The following is a 20055-nucleotide window of genomic DNA, read 5'->3' on the forward strand; positions in this document are numbered from 1 at the left end:
CCGGGGCGGCTTCGCCGCCACGGTGCCCGGCCCGGGCGATGCCCGGTCACGCCGAGACCGTGGCGCGGCCGCCCGGCCCACCCGCTTCAGCGGATACCCGCCTCCCGCAGCAGCTCCCCCGTCAGCGCGGTCGGGTCGGCCAGCTCGGCCGGCAGTCCCCGCGCCGCGAACCAGTCGCCCACCACCCGGACGTCCCGGGCCAGGAACTCGGGCCCCTGCGGGTTGCCCACCAGGTCCACCACCTGCGGCAGGTCGATCATGACCAGCCGCTCACGGTGCACCAGGAGGTTGTACGGCGACAGGTCGCCGTGCGCGTACCCGGCGCGGGCCAGCACCACCAGCGCGTCGACCAGTTGGGTCCAGAGGTCGCGCAGACCGGCCCGGTCCGGCCGGAGCTGGGCCAACCGGGGCGCGGCCTGCCCGCCCTCCGGGTCACCGAGAAACTCGAGCATCAGCTCGGTGCCGCGCAGCTGCACCGGATAGGGCACGGCGATCGTGCCGTGCTCGACACCGATCTCCCAGAGCCGGGCGAGCGCGGCGAACTCGGCCGCCGCCCACTGCCCGGCGATCAGCTGCCGCCCGAAGGCGGTCCGCCCGGCCATCGCCCGGTTCTCCCGGGAGCGGCGGACCCGCCGCCCCTCCAGGTAGCCGGCGTCCCGGTGGAACAGCCGGTGCTCGGCGTCCCGGTATCGCTTGGCGGCCAGCAGGCAGGCCCGGTCGGTGCCGAGCACCGCCCGGCGGACGAGGTGGACGTCCGCCTCCTTGCCGGTCTTGAGCACACCGAGGTCGGTGTCCTTCGCCGCCAGCTCGGTGACGAGCCAGGCGGGGTGCGGCTGCGGGCCGTGTACGGCGTCGTCCCAGGACGACCAGCGCTGGCCGGTCTCCGGGTCGGACTCGTCGTCCGGGCCACCGTCGACCGGCTCGGTTCGCCGGCCGTGCTTCAGGAACTGTGGTTCGTCATCGTCGAAGCGGCGTCGGCCGCGGGCCCGGCGCTGCGGCGCCGGGAAGTCGTACTCGCGCACTGCGGTGCTCGTCCCTTGTTCGAGGTTGATGAAGGCCGGTGGGAACGACCTGCGAAGACGGCCATGACCGACCTCCCCTCCTCGACCGGGCGTACGCCCGGGTGCACGATGCGCGGACCATGCTCATCCGCGGTCCGGCAGCAGTCAACCGAAATACGGCCGCTCGCTCCGGGGCGGAATCGGCCGGCCGATCACGGTGCGGGCGGCCCGCAACGGCTGTCATCCCGGCGGGCACGCCGACGACCGGGCAGCGGCCTTCAGCCGGCCAGCACGGCGGCGACCGCCGCGATCAACCCGTCCGCCGTACGGGTCGGCCGGAACCTGTCGTCCGACCAGGTACGTCCCCGGTGCAGCCAGACGCTGGGCAGACCGACCGACGTCGCGCCGCCGATGTCCGCCTCCGGACTGTCGCCGACCATCCACGCGCCCCGCAGCGGCATCCGTACGCGCTGGGCGGCGAGCGCGAAGATCCGGGGATTGGGCTTGCTGACGCCCGCCTCCTCGGAGATCACCCAGTCGGCGACGTACCGGTCCAGCCCGGTCCCGCGAATCTTGCCCTCCTGCTGCCGGACGGCGCCGTTGGTGACCACCACGGGCACCCAGCCGGCGTCGTCCGCGATCCGCAGCGCGCAGGCGATCAGCGGATCCAGTCGGGTGTGCGCGACCAACCCGTCGTGCAGCTCCTCGACGAGGTCGATCGAGGGGACGCGCAGGTCGTACCGGTCCCGGATCGCGTCGGCCACGTCCCAGCGGTCGGTCAGCCCGTCGGCGTCGATGGAGAGCAACCATTCGATGTCGGCCGGAGGCGCGCCGATGCCGTCCAGGAAGCGTTGCCCCCAGGCGCGGAACGGCCCGGCCCGGTCGAGCAGGGTGTTGTCCAGATCCAGGAGGAGCAATGGCACTCGGGCACCCTACGGGAATGAGCGCTTCCAGCGACAGATCCGTTACGTTAACTCCTCATCCCAGCAACGAGAGCCGGGTGGGGCCCTGATCGGGCAGCCGGTCGACGAGCATCGAGTGCGCGGCCCGGGTGGCCGCCAGCTGAGCCGGGTCCAGCGTCACGACCAGCACGTCCTCGCCGGTGTCCGCGCCTCGGGCCAACGTGCGCCCCTCGGGGTCGTGGACGGCGGCCCCGCCGTTGAACCGCCACGGGTCCGCACCCCCGACCGAGTTGGCGAAGACCACGTACATGGTGTTGTCCAACGCGCGGGCCGCGTAGTAGAGGTCGCGGCGGTGCTCGGAGCCGGCCACGTAGCCGCTCGGGCAGAGGTAGCCGTGCGCGCCGTCGACAGCGGCGGCCCGCCCGTGCTCCGGGAAGCAGCCGTCGTAGCAGATGCCCAGCCCGAGCCGCCAGCCGTCGACGAGCAGGGTGGCCCCTCGCGTGCCGGGCACGAACAGTTCCCGTTCGCCATCCCAGAGCTGCTGCTTGTCGTAGCCGGCCCGAACGTTGCCACGACGGTCGACGACCAGCGACGAGATGGTCCGCCGGCCGTCAGGGTGACGCACCGCGGCGCCGATCACCACGCTGATGCCGCCGGCCACCGCCGCGGCGCTCAGCGGCGCCAGTCGCGGGTCGTCGACCGTACGGTCGCCGGCGGCCACCACGTCGGTCCCGGTCGGGTCGGCGGCGAGGGTCGGTGGGTGGTACGCGGTGAGGAAGAGTTCCGGCAGGACGGCGATCCGGGCGCCCGCGTCGGCGGCCCGGGCGACGAGGCGGGCGGCGGCGGCCGCGTTGCCGGCGACGTCTCCGGGGACCGGCTCGGCCTGGACGGCGGCGACGGTCAGCGGGGCGGAGGGCAGGGTGGCGGGGGGCGGCGTCACGGGGGTGATGCTAGACCCGCGGTCCGACGGCCACGAGCCCGCAATCCCAAGCCGTACGTACGGTTTGCATGATGCCCGGCCACCTGGGACCATCGACGCGTGCCCAGAGTAAGCCAGGACCAGCTCGACGCGCGCCGCCAGGAGATCCTCGCCGCCTCTCGGGCGTGTTTCGCCCGGCACGGCTACGAGGGCGCCACCGTGCGCCGCCTCGAGGAGGCCACCGGGCTCTCCCGGGGAGCCATCTTCCACCACTTCCGCGACAAGGATTCCCTCTTCCTCGCCGTCGCCGAGGACGACGCGGTGGCCATGGTCGAGACGGTGGCCCGCAACGGCCTGGTCCAGGTGATGCGGGACCTGTTGGCGGGAGCCATGTCGCCGGACACCACCGGCTGGCTGGGCACCCAGCTCGAGGTGTCCCGCCGGCTGCGTACCGACCCGGCGTTCGCCCGCCGCTGGGCCGAACGGTCCGCGGCCATCGCCGAGGCGACCCGCGAGCGACTGGCCCGCCAGCGCGACGCCGGGGTACTGCGTGAGGACGTCCCGATCGACGTGCTGGCCCAGTTCCTCGAACTGGCCTACGACGGCCTCGTGCTGCACCTGGCGATGGGACGCCCCGCCGGCGACCTCGACCCCGTGCTCGACCTCGTCGAGGAGGCGGTCCGCCGGCGTTGAACCCGGCGGCCGCGCCCGCCCGTAAGGGGTCGTGGCGTTGGCGAAGTTGCTCCACAATGGTTCCGCCGACCCTTCGGTGACAGGAGCAACCGATGGCCGATCTCGACTTCGCCGCTTCCGGCGACACGTGGGGCATCTCCGGTCCGACCTTCCTCCGGTTCTACCTCACCGCGGCCGCCCTGCTGGTGGCCGTCGCAGTGGTCCACCGGATCCGGCTCATCAGCGGCGCACGGGAGGATGGCCGCGATCCGCTGGCCCCCCAGCAGGCGGCGTACCTCAACGGCGGCGACACGCTCGCCGTGCACGCCGCGCTCGGCGGACTGCGTGCCCACGGCGCGATCGGCGTCGAACGAAACCACCAGTTGAAGGCCACCGGCCCGCTGCCCGCCGGGGCGACGCCACTGGAACAGGCGATCCACCACGCGGCCGGGCAGCGTGCCCGGGTCCGTGAGCTGCGCCGGGACCAGTGGGTGGACCGGGCGCTCACCGACCTGCGCGAGGGTCTCGAGCGGCGCGAGCTGCTCCTGTCGCCGGCGCAGCGGGGCGCGGCCCGGCGCGCCTCGCTGACCCTGCTCACCCTGATCGCGATCGGCGCGGTGCGGATGTTCCTCGGGCTCGCCGACGGCCGGCCCGTCGGCTACCTGCTGCTCAGCCTGGTGGCGCTCGTCGTGGCCTCCCTGTTCCTGAGCCGGGTCCCGCGGATGACCCGGGCGGGCCGGCAGGCCCTGCACGACATGCGCCGCCAGCACGCCCACCTCGCACCGTCCGCCGCCCCGTCGTACCCGACGTACGGCGCGGTCGGCGTGTCCACGGGTGTGGCGCTCTTCGGCGCCGCCTCGCTCTGGGCGCTCGACCCGGGCTTCGCCGCACAGGCCGAGATCCCGCGACAGCCCATCTCCAGCGGAGGGGTCGGTTCGTCGGGTGGTGACGGCGGCTCCGGCGGCGATGGCGGCTCGTGCGGCGGCGGCTCCTGCGGGGGCGGTGGCTGTGGCGGCGGTGGCTGTGGCGGCGGTTGCGGCGGATGAACGGGCCGACCGGCGTCGGCATCGGCTGGCGCCCCGAGATCGCCGGTTTCGTCGCCGAACTGCCCGGGCTGCGCTTCGTCGAGGTGGTGGCGGAGTCGCTGGCGTCCTCCGGTCCGCTGCCCTCGGGGCTCACCGCGCTGCGCGGGCGAGGCGTGACCGTCGTACCGCACGGGGTGCGGCTCTCTCTCGGCGGCGCGGAGCCGGTCGCTCCCGCCCGGATCGAACACCTCGCCGCGGTCGCCGAACTGGTGAGCGCGCCGCTGGTCAGCGAGCACATCGCCTTCGTCCGGGCCGGCGGGTTGGAGGCCGGACACCTCCTGCCCCTGCCGCGCAGCCGGGCGGCCGTCGACGCGGTCTGCGCGAACGTCGCCCGCGCCCGGGAGCGGTTGCCGGTGCCGATCGCGCTGGAACCGATCGCTGCGCTCTTCGACTGGCCCGACGACGAGCTGGACGAGGCCGCCTTCCTCACCGAGATCCTCGAACGCTCCGACGCGCTGCTGCTGCTCGACATCGCCAACGTGTACGCGAACGCACGCAACCGCGGCACCGACCCGCTCGACCTGCTCGACCGGCTACCGCTGGACCGGGTCGCCTACGTGCACGTGGCCGGCGGCTCCGAGCTTGGCGGCTTCTACCACGACACGCACACCGACCCGGTGCCCCGGCCGGTGCTGGAGCTGGTCGGCGAGCTCTGTGCCCGCCGGCGGCCGCCGGCTCTGCTGCTGGAGCGGGACGGCCACTACCCACCCGCGCAGGCGCTCCGCGCCGAGCTCGACGCCCTCGCGGGCGCGTCGGGTTTCCCGGTGGTGACGTGACCGGCGACGCCGGGACCGACCGGGCGAACAACCTGGCCGCACGGCAGGCGGAGCTGGTCGCCGCCCTGGTCGCCGGCGGGCCGGTGCCATCCGGATTCGCGCCCGCGCCGCTGGCCGCGGCCCGGGCCGCCTTACTGCGCAAGCGCGCCGGCGGGGTGGCCCGGCACTGGCCGCTGCTCGCCGCCGCCCTCGGCCCGGACTGGCCGACGACATTCGCGGCGTGGGCGGCCGACCGGCCGACTCACGGTGCGCTCCGCGACGGTTGGGACCTGGCCCGCGCCCTTCGCGACGAAGGCATACTGCCACCGCTCGGGGCGGAGGAGCTGGCCGTCCGGGAGGCCGGCGCCCGCTACGACGGGCAACGTCCGCCCCGCCCACGCCGCCTGCCGGCCGTCGGCCGGGTGTGCGGCGCCGTGGCGGTCCAGCTCGCCGGCCGGGTACGCCTGCTCCGCCCCGCACCTCGGGTGAGCTTCGACCCCGCGGGTCGCGACCGCTGACTCCGGTACGGCAGGATCGGCAGCATGGATCTCGGACTCAGCGAACGGGTGTACGTGCTGACCGGCGCCTCCCGGGGCCTCGGCTACGCGACCGCCGAATGCCTCGTCGCCGACGGGGCGCGCGTGGTGCTCTCCGCCCGGGACGCCGACCTGGTCGCCGCCGCCGCAGGCCGCCTCGGCGGCCCGGAACGGGCGATCGGGGTACCAGGCGACCTGGGCGACCCGACGTTGCCGGAACGCCTGGTCGCGGCCGCCAAGGACCACTTCGGGCGGCTCGACGGCGCACTGATCTCGGTCGGCGGCCCGCCGCCGGGCAGCGCCGTCTCGGTCACCGACGAGCAGTGGCGCGCCTCCTTCGAGACGATCTTCCTCGGCACGGTCCGCGCGGTACGGACGGTCACCGCCAACCTCACCGACGGCGGCGCGATCGGGCTGGTCCTGTCCAGCTCGGCCCGCAGTCCCCTACCCGGGCTCGGCATCTCCAACGGGCTCCGGCCCGGCCTGGTCGGCGCGGCCAAGGACGTCGCCGACGAGTGCGGCCCGCGCGGCGTCCGTATCGTCGGTCTGCTCCCCGGCCGCATCCTCACCGACCGCAGCCGGGAGTTGCTGGCCGCCACCGGTGACCCGGACCGCGCGCTCACCGAGATCGAGGCGGCCATCCCGCTGCGCCGCATCGGCGATCCCGCCGAGTTCGGCCGCGTCGCCGCATTCGTCCTCTCCCCCGCCGCCAGCTACGTCACCGGGGTCACCATCCCCGTCGACGGCGGCTCGCTGCGCGGGCTGTGAACCCGGACCCGCCCGGCGGTCGCCGGCCCGGCCGGTCACGTCCCGGCGCGCCCGCCCCCGGCGACCGCCGCCCCGGCTCCGGGCCGCTCGGCGATCGCCGTCCCGGTCCCGCCGGCCGGTACCCGCGGCCGACCCGGGAGGAACTCGCGGCGGCCGCGGACCGTACCCTCCCCGATCTCATCGCGACCGGCCTCGACGTGCTCTTCGTCGGCATCAATCCGGGCCTGTGGTCGGCGGCCACCGGATGGCACTTCGCCCGGCCGGGCAACCGGTTCTGGCCGGCGCTCTACCGGGGCGGCTTCACCCCACGGCTGCTGCACCCGAGCGAACAGGACGAGTTGCCCGGGTACGGCATCGGCATCACCAACATGGTGGACCGCGCCAGCGCCCGCGCCGACGAACTGACCGCCGCCGAGCTGGTCGCCGGGGCGGAGACGCTACGGGAGAAGGCGGCGCGGTACCGGCCACGCTGGGTGGCGGTGGTCGGCGTGACCGCGTATCGGATCGGGTTCGCCCGCCCCAAGGCGACGTTCGGCGCGCAACCGGAGCTGCTCGCGGCCGCCCGGCTCTGGGTGCTGCCCAATCCGAGCGGGCTCAACGCACACTTCACGCCCGAGAGTCTGGGCGCCGCCTTCGCCGAGCTTCGCCAGGCATCGAAGAGGCTCTGACCCACCCAGTGCTCGTCGCTGCGGGCCGTCCGGGTCGCCGGACCGCGTCTCGGCCGCGCCGCGCGTGCCGGGCGTGGGCCCGCACCGTCGCGTCGACCGGAGCCGCGTTCAGTTCGCGGCGGCCGGCGGCATCGTCTCCTCGGCCACGTACGTGCCCATCGGCATGACCAGCGGCTCGGGGCCGGTCGCGTCCACGTACGGGGTGGGCGACTCGGCGACCGCGAACTGCGTCCGGTAGAGCTCGGCGTAGAGGCCACCGACAGCGACCAGTTCGTCGTGCCGCCCCCGCTCGACGATGCGGCCGCGGTCGAGGACCAGGATCTGGTCGGCGTCCCGGACGGTGGAGAGCCGGTGCGCGATCACCAGCGCCGTACGCCCGGCCAGCGCCACCGACAGCGCCCGCTGGACGGCAGCCTCGCTCTCCGAGTCGAGGTGGGCCGTCGCCTCGTCGAGGATGACGATCGACGGGGCCTTGAGCAGCAGCCGCGCGATGGCGATCCGCTGCTTCTCGCCCCCGGAGAACCGGTAGCCGCGTTCACCGACGGTGGTCTCCAGCCCGTCGGGCAGCGACCGGACCAGGTCGGCGATCTGCGCGCCGGCCAGCGCCGCCCACAGCTCGTCGTCGGTGGCGTCCGGCTTGGCGTAGCGCAGGTTCTCCCGGATCGACTCGTGGAACAGGTGCGAGTCCTGGGTGACCACGCCGATCTCGTCGCGCAGTGACGCGAGCGTGGCGTCCCGTACGTCGACGCCGCCGACGAGCACCTGGCCGTCGGTGACGTCGTAGACCCGCGGGATGAGCATGGACAGCGTCGACTTGCCGGCGCCGGAGGGGCCGACCAGGGCGACCATCTGCCCCGGCTCGGCGGTGAACGAGACGCCACGCAAAACCGGCTCGGTGATCGTACGGTCGAGAGCCGCGACCTCCTCCAGCGAGGCGAGCGAGATGTCGGCGGCGCTCGGGTAGCGGAACCGCACGTCGCGGAACTCGACCCGGCCGTTGTCCCGGGGCACCGGCAGGGCTTCCGGCTTCTCCTCGATCGCCGGGCGCAGGTCGAGCACCTCGAAGACCCGGTCGAAGGAGACGAGGGCGCTCATCACGTCGACGCGGACGTTGGAGAGCGCGGTCAGCGGGCCGTACAGGCGGGTGAGCAGCAGCGCGAGCGTCACGACGGTGCCGGCGCTGACGTTGCCGCTGACGGCGAGCCACCCGCCGAGGCCGTAGGTGAGCGCCTGGGCGAGCGAGGCGACCAGCAGCATGGCCACGAAGAAGGTCCGCGAGTACATGGCGGACTGGATTCCGATGTCGCGTACCCGCTCCGCGCGGCCGGCGAACCGGCGTGCCTCGCCGTCCGGTTGGCCGAACAGCTTCACCAGCAGCGCTCCCGCTACGTTGAACCGCTCGGTCATCGTGGCGTTCATCCTGGCGTCGAGGTTGTACGCCTCACGGGTGATGTCGGCGAGGCGCCGGCCGACCCGACGCGCCGGGATGATGAAGACCGGCAGCAGCACCAACGACAGCGCGGTGATCTGCCAGGAGAGCGTGAACATGACGCCGGCGGTGAGCACCAGCTGGATGACGTTGCTGACGACGCCGGAGAGCGTCGAGGTGAACGCCCGCTGCGCACCGAGCACGTCGTTGTTGAGCCGGCTGACCAGCGCACCGGTCTGGGTCCGGGTGAAGAACTGCAACGGCATGCGCTGCACGTGGTCGTAGACCCGGGTGCGCAGGTCGAGGATGATGCCCTCACCGATGCGGGCGGAGTACCAGCGTTGGGCCAGGGAGAGCAGCGCGTCGGCGATGGCGAGGCCCCCGATGACCAGGGCGAGGCGTATCACCAGCGATCCGGCCTCGCTACCGCCCTGGTTGATCGCGTCGATGACCTCGCCCGCGAGCAGCGGCGTCGCCACACCGATCACCGCGGCGATCACCACGGTGATCAGGAAGATCACGACGTCGCGCCGGTACGGCTGGGCGAAGGCGAGGATCCGCTTCGCGGTGCCCCGCTTGAGCTGGTGCGCCGAGACCTCGTCCTGATTGCGCATCGACCGGAGCATGCTCCAGCCGCCGCCCATGCCACCGCCGCCCATCGGGTTGGACACGCTCACCTCCGAGGTCGTCGGGTTGACCACACGGCCAGGTCAATTCTCCCGACGCCTCTGACAACCTCGACCGCAACCCGGATCTTCCCGAACGGTCCTTACCGGTTATTCCCCTCGGCCGGCGAGGTCACGTAGCCGGCGGGTCTGCGCCTCGCGCTCCGCCCGCTGCTGCTCGGCGGGTGAGCGACCGGCGGCGCCGGCGAGCAACGCCTTGATCTCGATCACCGCGTCCCGGTTGCCGGCCAGCAGCCCGATGGTCAGGTCGCGCACCGCGCCGTCCAGCTCGCCCGGCGGTACGACGAGAGTGGCCAGGCCGATCCGGTCCGCCTCGGCGGCGTCCATGCGGCGGCCGGTGGCACAGATCTCCAGCGCACGGGAGTAGCCGACGAGCTCGACGAGGCGCTTCGTGCCGGCGAGGTCCGGCACGAGGCCGAGCGTCACCTCGGCCATCGACAACTTCGCGTCGTGGGCGAGCACCCGCAGGTCACAGGCGAGGGCCAGCTGGAAACCGGCTCCGATGGCGTGCCCCTGCACGGCCGCGACGGAGATGATGTCAGGGCGGTGCAGCCAGGTGAACGCGGCCTGGAACTCGGCGATGCGATCCGCGCACTCCTGCTCGGGCAGGGTGGCGAGCTCGGCGAAGGACCCTGGCCCGGAGGCACCGGCTACCGACAGGTCGAGGCCGGCGGAGAACGCACGCCCCTCTGCCCGTACGACCGCCACCCGCACGTCACCGGGCAGCTCACGGGCGAAGGCGCTCATCGCGCGCCACATCGCCGGTGTCTGAGCGTTGAGCACGTCGGGCCGGCACAACGTCACCGTCGCTACCGGCCCGTCGCATTCCAGCCGCACTCCGGTCGCGTCGGCGGTCACCGGGCGACCCGAGGGACGGCGCTGATGGACGACGTATCGGGCCTGATCACGCCTTCTTGCGGCGCCGGGCACCGCCGCGCTGGCGCAGCTGAACCCCGGACTCGGTGAGCACCCGGTGGATGAACCCGTAGGAACGGCCGGTCGAGGCCGCGAGCGCCCGGATGCTCTCCCCCGAGGTGTACCGCTTTACCAGGTCCTTGGCGAGCGTCTGGCGCTCGGCCCCGACGATCCGGCGACCCTTCTCAGTGCTGGTGGCTGTGCCGGTGGCTGCCATGCTGTGTCCTCACGTCCCAGACTGTGCGGTTCGGATACGGTCCCACCTATTAGACCGCCTCGAACGATCATGCGCCAGATATCAACTATTCGCCAACCGACACGCTATGCGATGTCAGCTTCCCGATAGGTGACATCAGAACGGGCCCGACCTGCACCGATCAGGAAGTCGGCGAGGTCCGCCGGCAATCTCTTGATCGACAGGCGTCCCCGCCGGCGGATTGGCGTACCCGCCGGAGGGGGACCTCCCGCCCGGGGGCCGAGCGGATCCGCCGGACGTCAGGCCAGCTCGACAAGTTCGAGCAGGTCGTCGCTCCAGGCGTCCTCGTCGCCGTCGGGGAGCAGGATGGCCCGGTCCGGCTTCAACGCCAGGACCGCGCCCGGGTCGTGGGTGACCAGCACGATCGCCCCGGGATAACGGGCGATCGCGTCGAGCACCTGCTCGCGGCTGACCGGGTCGAGGTTGTTGGTCGGCTCGTCGAGCAGCAGCACGTTGGCGCCCGAGCAGACCAGCGTGGCCAGAGCCAGCCGGGTCTTCTCACCGCCGGAGAGCACACCGGCCGGCTTGTCCACGTCCTCGCCGGAGAAGAGGAAGGCGCCGAGGATCTTGCGCAGGTCGCTGTCGGTCTGCTCGATCGCGGCGGCCCGCATGTTCTCCAGCACCGTCCGGGTCACGTCCAGCGTCTCGTGCTCCTGCGCGTAGTAGCCCAGCCGCAGGCCGTGCCCGGCGTGCACCTCGCCGGTGTCCGGCTCGAGCAGGCCGCCGAGCATCCGCAGCAGGGTCGTCTTACCGGCGCCGTTGAGCCCGAGGATCGCCACTCGCGAGCCCCGGTCCACCGCGACGTTGACGTCGGTGAAGATCTCCAGCGAGCCGTACGACTTGGAGAGCCCGCTCGCCGTCAGCGGCGTCTTGCCGCACGACGCGGGAGTGGGGAAGCGCACCTTGGCCACCTTGTCGGCGACCCGCACCTCCTCCAGCCCGGCGATCAGCTTCTCCGCCCTGCGGGCCATGTTCTGCGCGGCGACCGTCTTGGTGGCCTTGGCCCGCATCTTGTCCGCCTGCGCCATCAGGGCGCCGGCCTTCTTCTCGGCATTGGCCCGCTCCCGGCGGCGTCGCCGCTCGTCGGTCTCCCGCGCCTCCAGGTACGCCTTCCAGCCCAGGTTGTAGACGTCGACCACGGACCGCGTGGCGTCCAGGAACCAGACCTTGTTGACCACCGCCTCCAGCAGCGAGGCGTCGTGGCTGATCACGATGAGCCCGCCCTTGTGGTTGGCGAGGAAGCTGCGCAGCCAGGTGATCGAATCCGCGTCGAGGTGGTTGGTCGGCTCGTCGAGCAGCAGGATGCCGCCGCCGTTCTCGCCCGCGTCGCGGAACAGGATCCGGGCCAGCTCGATCCGGCGGCGCTGACCGCCGGAGAGGGTGCCGATGGTCTGGGCGAGCGCCCGGTCGGGTAGGCCCAGGTTGGCGCAGATCCGCGCGGCCTCCGCCTCGGCCGCGTACCCGCCCAGCGAGGCGAACTGGTCCTCCAGGGCGCCGTAACGCCGGACCAGCTTCTCGTCGGCGTTGTCGGCGAGCTTGGCCTCCACCTCGGCCATCTGCGCCATCAGCACGTCCAGGCCGCGTGCGGAGAGGACCCGGTCGCGGCCGGTCACCTCCAGGTCACCGGTACGCGGATCCTGCGGCAGGTAGCCGATGGCGCTGCGGCGGTCGATCTGGCCGGCGTACGGCTGACCCTCCCCCGCCAACACCTTCAGGGTGGTGGTCTTACCCGCGCCGTTGCGCCCGACCAGGCCGATCCGGTCACCGGGCTGCACGCGCAGCGTGGTGTCGGACAGCAGGATCCGGGCGCCGGCGCGCAACTCCAGGCCGGTGGCAGTGATCATGTGTGAGGCTCGCTCTCGGGGTCCGGAAGGCTGACTCAGGGCACGCGAAAACGCCGGCGGGCGACGGGCCCGTCGGCGCGGGGCGGTTCAGCCTTCGCAGCGCAGCACCCGACAAGTGTACCGGCCGCTTCCCGACCGCCCCGCTGGATTACCGTTCAAGATCATCGGGTACGGAACCAGGCGTCCGGACCCGGTCCGGTACCGCACCGCACGAACACGGACGAATCGGCGATCGGGGACAGATGGAGCTGAACGAGAACGCGCAGATAGACACCAGCCAGGTGGACGATCGACGGGATTCCGGCGGGGGTGGCCTCGGCGGGATACCCATCCCGATCGGTGGTGGGCGGGGTGGGATCGTGGGCGTGGTCATCGCCGTCCTCGTCGCCCTGGTCGGCGGCGGCTTCGGCCTCAACGCCGCCATGGACGGTGGCGACCCGGCGGGCGACAACACCTCCCTGGAGCAGAAGTGCTCGGCGGACGACGCGCTGCGGCAGCTCGACTGCCGCAACACCCTCTACGTCAACTCGATCCAGGCGTACTGGCGCACTGCGCTCCCGCGGGAGTTCGGCGAGCAGTACCGGCCGTCGAGGACCGTGTTCTTCAGCCGGGCCGTCAACACCGCCTGCGGTGCGGCCGACTCCGGCGTCGGCCCCTTCTACTGCCCTGCCGACGACCTCGTCTACATCGACCTCGGCTTCTATCGCGTGCTCGCCGAGCAGCTGGGCGCCCAGGGCGAGTTCGCCCAGCCGTACGTGCTGGCCCACGAGTACGGCCACCACGTGCAGGACCTGATCGGCACCGCGGCCCAGATGCGCCGCCAGCAGCAACGCGATCCCGGCAACGCCAACGCGCTCTCGGTGAAGCTGGAGCTGCAGGCCGACTGCTATGCCGGTGCCTGGGCGCGTAACGCCACCGGCACCGCCGACGCCGGCGGCCAGAAAATCTTCGCCAGCATCACCGAGCGGGACATTCAACAGGCGATCGACACGGCCGAGAAGATCGGCGACGACGCCATCTCCGAGCGAGCGAACCGGCCGGTGAACCCGGGGGAGTTCACCCACGGCTCGTCCGCCCAGCGCAAACAGTGGTTCAGCCGGGGCTACTCCACCGGCGACCCGAAGTCCTGCGACACCTTCGGCAACGGCTGAATCCCGCTCGGAGCGGAGCCAGCCGAAGATCGCGCTCGCACTGCGAAGTAGTGGCCTCACCGACGGCCGGATGCCACTACACCCTGGATCCAGCACGATCTTGCTGCCCGACCAGAGCGGTGCGGTGGCATGTCAGCGAGGGGCGTCGCCGCCCGCATCGCGGACCAGGATGTGTACGGCGCGGGCGCCGGCGATCGCGTCGACCAGTACGGCGTGGCGGGGTTCGGGCACGTCCAGCAGCCGGTCAGCGCGCAGCTCCGCCAGCGGGGCGAGCCGCCGATCGGCGAGCACCGTGTCGACTGCCCGCCGGTCACCGCCGCAGACCACCGCGGCAAGTGACGAGACCTGCGGTAACAGCAGTCGCACCGCCAGCTCGGTTGCGTCGCCCAGCACCGCCTTCGTCTGGTTGTCGCGCCGCCGGGCGAAGCGCTGCTGGGACCAGCCGCCCGCCGCCGTCCGCCCCTGCACGTATCGGGTGTCCACCTTCGACACGACGAGGTCCACGCCCTCGGCGATCCCGACCGCGACCCCGCCCTTGCGGGCGAGCAGCAGACCGAGCCGGCGGGGGGTGGTGGCGGCGGCCACGAAGCCCGGCACGTCGGCGGCCACGGAGGCGCCGGGTGGGGCGTGCAGTTCGGCGGTCGCGCCGTCCGCAGCCACGAGCAGCAGCCCGTACGGCTCGGTGTTGACGCGGGGCGGGCCGTGGCGGCTGGCGAAGCCCTCCACCCAGCGGGCCGTCCGGGCCGGGTCGATCTCGACCCACCGGCCGCCCCCGGCAGCGGGTCGACTCGACATGGCTCCGACCGTACGGCACGCAACGACCACTCGCCGCCGCGCCCCACCGGCCCGCGTCGATCATGAGGTTGGCGGCCGGACCCGCCAGGGGCGCGGTGGTCGCGGTCAGCTGTGCAGCAGGGTGGCCAGGGCCAGGGCTGCGATGACGGTGCTCGACGCGAGCGCGGTCAGCAGACGCCCACGCGGACCCGCGAGCGCCCGGCCGACCAGGGTGCCGCCGCCGGCGATCAGCAACTGCCAACTCGCCGAGGCGACGAACGCGCCCAGCACGAAAAGCACAGCGTCCGACGGATCCGGATCAGCGGCATCGCTCCGCCCCAGCACCAGCGCGGCGAAGTAGACCACGGTCGCCGGGTTCAACAGGGTCAGCGCGAGCACGCCGGCGAACGCCCGCCCCGGGCTGTCCAGCCCTCGGGCGCCGTCGCGCGGACCGTCGGCCGGCCGGGGGCGCAAGGCCCGCCATGTCGTGAGGGCGGCGATCGCGAGCAGGACGACCGCGGCCACGGCTCGCAACGGACCGGCGAGCGGCGCGACCACCGCGGCCAGGGCGGCGCCGCCGAGCGCCGCGACCGCGGCGTAGAGGCCATCCGCCGTGGCCACGCCGAGCGCCGCGGCGGCGCCGACCCGGAACGAGGTGCGGGCGCTCAGCCCCAGGATCAGCACCGCGATCGCGCCGACCGGAATGGCGACGCCGTAGCCGGCGACCAAGCCGGCGAGGAACGCCCCGGTCACGACGGTGGGCGGCGGGTCGTGACGCGACCGCGCGGCCGCCGCTGTCGACGGACGCCAGCGGCCGCGGCGACAGGAACATGCCTCATCCGGTACGTCTCGAACACGCCGTCATCCTGGCCGTCACCATCCGCGCCCGCGACCGATTTCACCCCGATTCCGCGGCCGGCCGGACGGGCACGGCCGCATTTCCGCCGCCCGGGTCCGGTCCGGCTAAACCCGTCCGCCTGACGGGCCTGGTCGGAGCCGCCCACCGACAACAGCGCCCAGATGCCGGCCGCACGTGCCCCAACCCGGCGAGCGTGATACCTGAGAGGTATAAAAATGCCTCCCAGGTATCACGTCTCGCGTCGACATGTGTCCTGGCCGCCGCGCGACCGGAGCCGACCCGCGAGTTCATCCGCGTCGAACCACCGCCCCGGCGGAGACGGCGAACTTGGCGAACGGGCGCCGAAGACACGTCGGGCGCGGCACCCGCATGGGTGGCGCGCCCGACGAGCAGGATCGGTCAGACGTTGAAGCCGAGGGAGCGGAGCTGGTCGCGTCCCTCGTCGGTGATCTTGTCGGGGCCCCACGGCGGCAGCCACACCCAGTTGATCCGGATGTCGTTGGCCAGTCCGCCGCCCGGGCCGGTGGTCAGCGCCTGCCGTGCCTGGTCCTCGATGACGTCGGTCAGCGGGCAGGCCGCCGACGTGAGCGTCATGTCGAGGGTGACCACGTTCTCGTCGTCGACGTGCATCCCGTACACCAGGCCGAGGTCGACCACGTTGATGCCCAGCTCCGGGTCGACGACGTCCTTCATCGCCTCCTCGATGTCGGCGAGGGCGGCCTTGCCGCCGCCGGTCGCCGGCGTCGCGGCGGTGGTGGTTTCGTCGCTCATGCCTTCACCTCCGGGCTCACGCCCACCCCGGCGCGTGCCGCGGCGTCCTTGAACGCCATCCACGGCAGCAGCGCACACTTCACCCGTGCGGGGTAGCGGGCCACACCCGCGAACGCCACCCCGTCACCGAGCACATCCTCGTCCGGCGTGACCTGGCCACGCCCGGACATCAACTCGACGAACGCCTCGTGCACCTCGAAAGCTTCCCCGGCGCGCCGACCCCTCAGCAGTTCGTGCAGCACGCTGGCCGACGCCTGGCTGATCGAGCAGCCCATGCCCTCGTACGAGATGTCGGTGAACACGCTGCCGTCCGTCGCCACCCGCACGGTGACCTCGTCCCCGCAGGTCGGGTTCACGTGGTGCGCCTCCGCGAAGTGCGCTCCGCCGTCGGCGTCGCGCAGCCCGCGCCCGTGCGGGTGCTTGTAGTGATCCAGGATGATCTCCTGGTAGAGCTGGTCCAGCTGCACCATCAGTTGAACACCTTCCGCACCTGCTCCAGACCCGCCACCAGAGCGTCGATCTCCTCGGTGGTGGTGTAGAGGTAGAACGACGCCCGCGTCGTGGCCGGCACCCCGAAGCGGGTGCAGACCGGGCGGGCGCAGTGATGACCCACCCGCACCTGCACACCCAGCGAGTCGAGCACCTGACCCACGTCGTGAGGGTGCACGTCGCCGAGCGCGAACGAGATGGTGCCGCCCCGGCCGACCGGCACGGTCGGCCCGAAGATCCGCAGGCCGGGCACCGTGGCGAGGGCGTCGAGCGCGTACGCCGTCAGCTCCTTCTCGTGCCACTGGATGGCCTTCATGCCGATGCCGCTGAGGTAGTCCACCGCGGCGCCGAGCGCCACGGCCTCCGCGATCGGCGGGGTGCCCGCCTCGAACCGGGCCGGCGGCGCGGCGAACGTGGAGCCGGACATCGCCACCGTCTCGATCATCGAGCCGCCGCCGAACACCGGCGGCATCGCCGCCAGCAGCTCGGCCCGGCCCCAGAGCACCCCGATGCCGGTCGGGCCGCACATCTTGTGACCGGTGAAGACGATGAAGTCGGCGTCGTAGTCGACCACGTCCATCGGCAGGTGCGGCACGGACTGCGAGCAGTCCAGCAGCAGCAGCGCCCCCACCTGACGCACCCGCTCGGTGATCCGCGCGGTGGCGTTCACGGTGCCGAGGATGTTCGACATGTGCACCAGCGAGACGATCTTCGTCCGCTCGGTGATCAGGTCGTCCAGGCCCGACTCGTCGAGCCGCCCCTGGTCGGTGACCGGGAACCAACGCAGGGTCGCGCCGGTGCGCTCACAGAGCAGCTGCCACGGGACGATGTTCGAGTGGTGCTCCATCTCGGAGATGACCACCTCGTCACCGGGGCCGAGGCGGAACCGGGGGTCGGCGTCCGGACGCAGCGAGGCGTTGGAGAACGCGTACGCCACGATGTTGATCGCCTCGGTGGAGTTCTTGGTGAACACCACCTCGTCCGGGCTCGGCGCGTTGATGAACGCGGCGATCTTCGCCCGGGCGCCCTCGTACGCCTCGGTGGCCTCGGTGCCCAGGGTGTGCACCGACCGGGACACGTTCGCGTTGTGTCGCGCGTAGTGCTCGGCGAGCACGTCGAGCACCTGACGCGGCTTGTGCGAGGTGTTGGCGCTGTCGAGATAGACCAGCGGGTGCCCGTTGATCTCGCGGTCGAGGATCGGGAAGTCGGCGCGTACCTTCGCTACGTCGTAGCGCGGCACGTCGTCGTACTGCGGCATCCCCGGCGGGATCGCGATCGTGGTCATCTCCGCGTTCCTCACGCTCAGGCCCGGGCCGAACCGGCCCCGGCGATGTACCGCTCGTAGCCCTCGTCCTCGAGCTTGTCGGCCAGCTCCGGGCCACCCTGCTCGACGATGCGGCCGGCCACGAACACATGCACGAAGTCCGGCTTGATGTAGCGCAGGATCCGGGTGTAGTGGGTGATCAGCAGCAGACCGGTGTCACCGGTGTCGCGGACCCGGTTGACGCCCTCGCTGACCACACGCAGCGCGTCCACGTCGAGGCCGGAGTCGGTCTCGTCGAGGATCGCCATCTTCGGCTTGAGCAGCTCCAACTGCACGATCTCGTGCCGCTTCTTCTCACCGCCGGAGAAGCCCTCGTTGACGTTGCGCTGGGCGAACGCCGGGTCCATCTGCAGCCGCTCCATCGCCCCGCGCAGCTCGCCGGCCCAGGTGCGCAGCTTCGGCGCCTCGCCGTCGATGGCGGTCTTGGCGGTACGCAGGAAGTTGGCCACCGACACACCGGGCACCTCGACCGGGTACTGCATGGCGAGGAATAGACCGGCGCGGGCCCGCTCGTCGACGGACATGGCCAGCACGTCCTCGCCGTCGAGGGTCACCGAACCGCCGGTGATCTCGTACTTCGGGTGGCCGGCGATCGAGTACGCGAGAGTGGACTTGCCGGAGCCGTTGGGGCCCATGATGGCGTGGGTCTCACCGGAGCGGACGGTCAGGTCGACACCGGCCAGGATCGGCTTGAGCTCACCCTCGGGCAGCTTGACCGACACCTTCAGGTCGCGGATCTCCAGGGTGCTCATTATCGGGTCACTCCATTGCTCGGCGTCAGGCTGACGTAGATGTCGCCGTCGCGGACTTCGACGGGATAGACGGGGACGGGTTCGGTGGCGGGCAGCCCGGTGGGCTCGCCGGTACGCAGGTCGAAGCGGGAGCCGTGCAGCCAGCACTCCAGCGTGCAGCCCTCGACCTCGCCCTCGGAGAGAGCCACCGAGGCATGCGAGCACTCGTCGTAGACGGCGTAGAAGTTGTCGTCCTCGCCGTGTACCAGCGCGATCTGGGTGCCGTCGACGTCCGCGCTGATCACGGCGCCCTTGGGCACGTCCTCGGTGGAGCAGATCCGGATCATCAGGCGCCCGCCTTGGCGAGCCGCTCCTCGATCGCCGCACCGAGCCGCTCACGCAGCTCCTCGACCGGAATCTTGTTGATCAGCTCGGCGAAGAAGCCACGCACCACCAGCCGGCGGGCCTCGCCCTCCGGGATACCCCGGGCCATGAGGTAGAACAGCTGCTCGTCGTCGAAGCGGCCGGTCGCGCTCGCGTGGCCGGCACCGGCGATCTCGCCGGTCTCGATCTCCAGGTTCGGTACGGAGTCCGCCCGCGCGCCGTCACTGAGCAGCAGGTTCCGGTTGATCTCGTACGTGTCGGTGCCGGTCGCCTCGGCCTGGATCAGCACGTCGCCCACCCAGACGGTGTGCGCGCTCTCCCCCTGCAGGGCGCCCCGGTAGCCGACGTAGCTACGGCAGTCCGGGGTGTTGTGATCGACCAGCTGCCGGTGCTCCAGGTGCTGGCCCGAGTCGGCGAAGTAGACGCCGTACAGCTCGGCCTCGCCGCCCCGGCCGGTGTACTCCACCGAGGTGAACTGCCGGACCAGGTCACCGCCGAGCGAGACCTGGACGTGCACCACCTTCGCGTCGCGGCCGAGCTTCACCTTGAGGTGCTGCGCCTGCACCGCGTCATCGGCCCAGTCGGCGACCGTGACGAGGGTCAGCTTCGCCCCGTCGGCCACGGACACCTCGACGTTGTCGGCCAGCGTGGCCGAACCGACGTGCTCCAGCACCAGGGTCACCTCGGCGAACCGGCCCACCTCGACGAAGGTGTGCCCGAAGGCCAGGCCGTCCGCACCGTCGCCGACCACCCGCACGGTGACCGGCGCCGCGACCACAGCCTCCCGCGCGACCTGGATCAGCAGCGCCTCACCGGCACCGCTGTACGCCAGCGCGCTGACCCGGTCGAACGGGGTGAGCACGCTGCCCACCCGCGGGTCGTCCTTCGCGATGCGGCCGAGCGTCACGCCCGCGGGCAGGTCGCCGTGCTCGTGCCGGACCGTTCCGGTGGCGGCCTGCGCCGGGCCCACCAAGCCGCGCAGGCGCTTGAGCGGAGTGAACCGCCACTCCTCCTCCAGACCCGTCAGGGCGGGGAAGTCGGCAACGTCGTACGAGCGCAGCGCCTGCGACTTGGTGGTCGGTGGCGCGGAAGCCTGGGTAGTCATCTCTTCCTTGGTCTGTCTGTTCCGTGACGAC

Annotated in this window: 22 protein-coding genes; 7 read left to right on the plus strand and 15 right to left on the minus strand. The window is 72.4% G+C overall.

Annotation, left to right across the window (positions count from 1 at the left end):
- Positions 1 to 86: 86 nt before the first annotated feature.
- The 3 genes from ABZS42_RS12205 to ABZS42_RS12215 form a co-directional block, all read right to left on the minus strand.
- Positions 87 to 1022 carry an RIO1 family regulatory kinase/ATPase gene (locus ABZS42_RS12205; protein ID WP_355144421.1) on the minus strand — a complete coding sequence of 312 codons (936 nt, stop codon included), beginning with the start codon at positions 1020 to 1022 and terminating at the stop codon, positions 87 to 89.
- A 257-nt stretch (positions 1023 to 1279) separates the two neighbouring features.
- A complete protein-coding gene (locus ABZS42_RS12210; RefSeq protein WP_355144423.1) occupies positions 1280 to 1924 on the minus strand; it encodes an HAD family hydrolase in 645 nt (214 codons plus the stop codon).
- Between the two features lie 55 nt (positions 1925 to 1979).
- The gene (locus tag ABZS42_RS12215) at positions 1980 to 2843 is read right to left on the minus strand and encodes a carbon-nitrogen hydrolase family protein (RefSeq protein ID WP_355144425.1); all 864 of its coding nucleotides are present in this window, start codon (positions 2841 to 2843) and stop codon (positions 1980 to 1982) included.
- A gap of 99 nt (positions 2844 to 2942) precedes the next feature.
- Between ABZS42_RS12215 and ABZS42_RS12220 the strand changes: the two genes are divergently transcribed.
- From ABZS42_RS12220 to mug, 6 genes are all read left to right on the plus strand, one after another.
- Positions 2943 to 3515, plus strand: coding sequence for a helix-turn-helix domain-containing protein (locus ABZS42_RS12220; protein ID WP_355144427.1), 573 nt, complete (start codon positions 2943 to 2945; stop codon positions 3513 to 3515).
- Between the two features lie 92 nt (positions 3516 to 3607).
- Positions 3608 to 4540, plus strand: coding sequence for a TIGR04222 domain-containing membrane protein (locus tag ABZS42_RS12225; protein ID WP_355144429.1), 933 nt, complete (start codon positions 3608 to 3610; stop codon positions 4538 to 4540).
- Positions 4537 to 5355: a DUF692 domain-containing protein gene (locus ABZS42_RS12230; RefSeq protein WP_355144431.1), complete on the plus strand. Its 819-nt coding sequence runs from the start codon at positions 4537 to 4539 to the stop codon at positions 5353 to 5355. The genes ABZS42_RS12225 and ABZS42_RS12230 overlap by 4 nt, the downstream gene beginning before the upstream one ends.
- Entirely contained in the window at positions 5352 to 5852 is a 501-nt protein-coding gene (locus ABZS42_RS12235) for a hypothetical protein (protein ID WP_355144433.1), read from the plus strand. The genes ABZS42_RS12230 and ABZS42_RS12235 overlap by 4 nt, the downstream gene beginning before the upstream one ends.
- A 24-nt stretch (positions 5853 to 5876) precedes the next feature.
- Positions 5877 to 6638 (plus strand): SDR family oxidoreductase, encoded by a 762-nt coding sequence (locus ABZS42_RS12240; protein WP_355144435.1) that lies wholly within the window; start codon positions 5877 to 5879, stop codon positions 6636 to 6638.
- On the plus strand, positions 6635 to 7306 hold the full coding sequence (gene mug / locus ABZS42_RS12245; protein ID WP_355144437.1) for a G/U mismatch-specific DNA glycosylase: 672 nt from the start codon (positions 6635 to 6637) through the stop codon (positions 7304 to 7306). Before ABZS42_RS12240 ends, mug begins: the two co-directional genes overlap by 4 nt.
- Positions 7307 to 7414: 108 nt before the next feature.
- On the opposite strand, the gene ABZS42_RS12250 is transcribed toward mug, so the two are convergent.
- From ABZS42_RS12250 to ABZS42_RS12265, 4 genes are all read right to left on the minus strand, one after another.
- On the minus strand, positions 7415 to 9394 hold the full coding sequence (locus tag ABZS42_RS12250) for an ABC transporter ATP-binding protein (protein ID WP_355144510.1): 1980 nt from the start codon (positions 9392 to 9394) through the stop codon (positions 7415 to 7417).
- Positions 9395 to 9511: 117 nt separating this feature from the next.
- Positions 9512 to 10279, minus strand: coding sequence for an enoyl-CoA hydratase/isomerase family protein (locus ABZS42_RS12255; protein WP_355144439.1), 768 nt, complete (start codon positions 10277 to 10279; stop codon positions 9512 to 9514).
- 46 nt (positions 10280 to 10325) lie between these two features.
- On the minus strand, positions 10326 to 10553 hold the full coding sequence (locus ABZS42_RS12260) for a helix-turn-helix domain-containing protein (RefSeq protein WP_007462679.1): 228 nt from the start codon (positions 10551 to 10553) through the stop codon (positions 10326 to 10328).
- A gap of 278 nt (positions 10554 to 10831) precedes the next feature.
- Positions 10832 to 12436 (minus strand): ABC-F family ATP-binding cassette domain-containing protein, encoded by a 1605-nt coding sequence (locus ABZS42_RS12265; RefSeq protein ID WP_355144441.1) that lies wholly within the window; start codon positions 12434 to 12436, stop codon positions 10832 to 10834.
- Positions 12437 to 12678: 242 nt separating this feature from the next.
- On the opposite strand from ABZS42_RS12265, the gene ABZS42_RS12270 reads away from it, so the two are divergent.
- Positions 12679 to 13587 (plus strand): neutral zinc metallopeptidase, encoded by a 909-nt coding sequence (locus ABZS42_RS12270; RefSeq protein ID WP_355144443.1) that lies wholly within the window; start codon positions 12679 to 12681, stop codon positions 13585 to 13587.
- A gap of 132 nt (positions 13588 to 13719) precedes the next feature.
- Here the strand turns inward: ABZS42_RS12270 and ABZS42_RS12275 are convergent, their stop codons facing one another.
- The 8 genes from ABZS42_RS12275 to sufD form a co-directional block, all read right to left on the minus strand.
- Complete coding sequence (locus tag ABZS42_RS12275) at positions 13720 to 14382, minus strand: acVLRF1 family peptidyl-tRNA hydrolase (RefSeq protein ID WP_355144445.1); 663 nt, start codon at positions 14380 to 14382, stop codon at positions 13720 to 13722.
- A 105-nt stretch (positions 14383 to 14487) separates the two neighbouring features.
- Complete coding sequence (locus ABZS42_RS12280) at positions 14488 to 15114, minus strand: LysE family transporter (RefSeq protein WP_355144447.1); 627 nt, start codon at positions 15112 to 15114, stop codon at positions 14488 to 14490.
- Positions 15115 to 15619: 505 nt separating this feature from the next.
- Positions 15620 to 15991: a metal-sulfur cluster assembly factor gene (locus ABZS42_RS12285; protein ID WP_355144449.1), complete on the minus strand. Its 372-nt coding sequence runs from the start codon at positions 15989 to 15991 to the stop codon at positions 15620 to 15622.
- Positions 15988 to 16458, minus strand: coding sequence for a Fe-S cluster assembly sulfur transfer protein SufU (sufU, locus tag ABZS42_RS12290; RefSeq protein WP_355144512.1), 471 nt, complete (start codon positions 16456 to 16458; stop codon positions 15988 to 15990). Before sufU ends, ABZS42_RS12285 begins: the two co-directional genes overlap by 4 nt.
- 2 nt (positions 16459 to 16460) lie before the next feature.
- Entirely contained in the window at positions 16461 to 17765 is a 1305-nt protein-coding gene (locus ABZS42_RS12295; RefSeq protein ID WP_355144451.1) for a cysteine desulfurase, read from the minus strand.
- Positions 17766 to 17782: 17 nt separating this feature from the next.
- Positions 17783 to 18556, minus strand: a complete 774-nt coding sequence (gene sufC / locus ABZS42_RS12300) for a Fe-S cluster assembly ATPase SufC (RefSeq protein ID WP_355144453.1) — start codon at positions 18554 to 18556, stop codon at positions 17783 to 17785.
- Positions 18556 to 18882, minus strand: a complete 327-nt coding sequence (locus ABZS42_RS12305) for a non-heme iron oxygenase ferredoxin subunit (RefSeq protein WP_355144455.1) — start codon at positions 18880 to 18882, stop codon at positions 18556 to 18558. Before ABZS42_RS12305 ends, sufC begins: the two co-directional genes overlap by 1 nt.
- On the minus strand, positions 18882 to 20024 hold the full coding sequence (sufD, locus tag ABZS42_RS12310) for a Fe-S cluster assembly protein SufD (RefSeq protein WP_355144457.1): 1143 nt from the start codon (positions 20022 to 20024) through the stop codon (positions 18882 to 18884). The genes ABZS42_RS12305 and sufD overlap by 1 nt, the downstream gene beginning before the upstream one ends.
- Positions 20025 to 20055 lie beyond the last annotated feature (31 nt).

The sequence above is a fragment of the Micromonospora sp. NPDC005367 genome, from assembly GCF_040606825.1.
Classification (GTDB): domain Bacteria; phylum Actinomycetota; class Actinomycetes; order Mycobacteriales; family Micromonosporaceae; genus Micromonospora.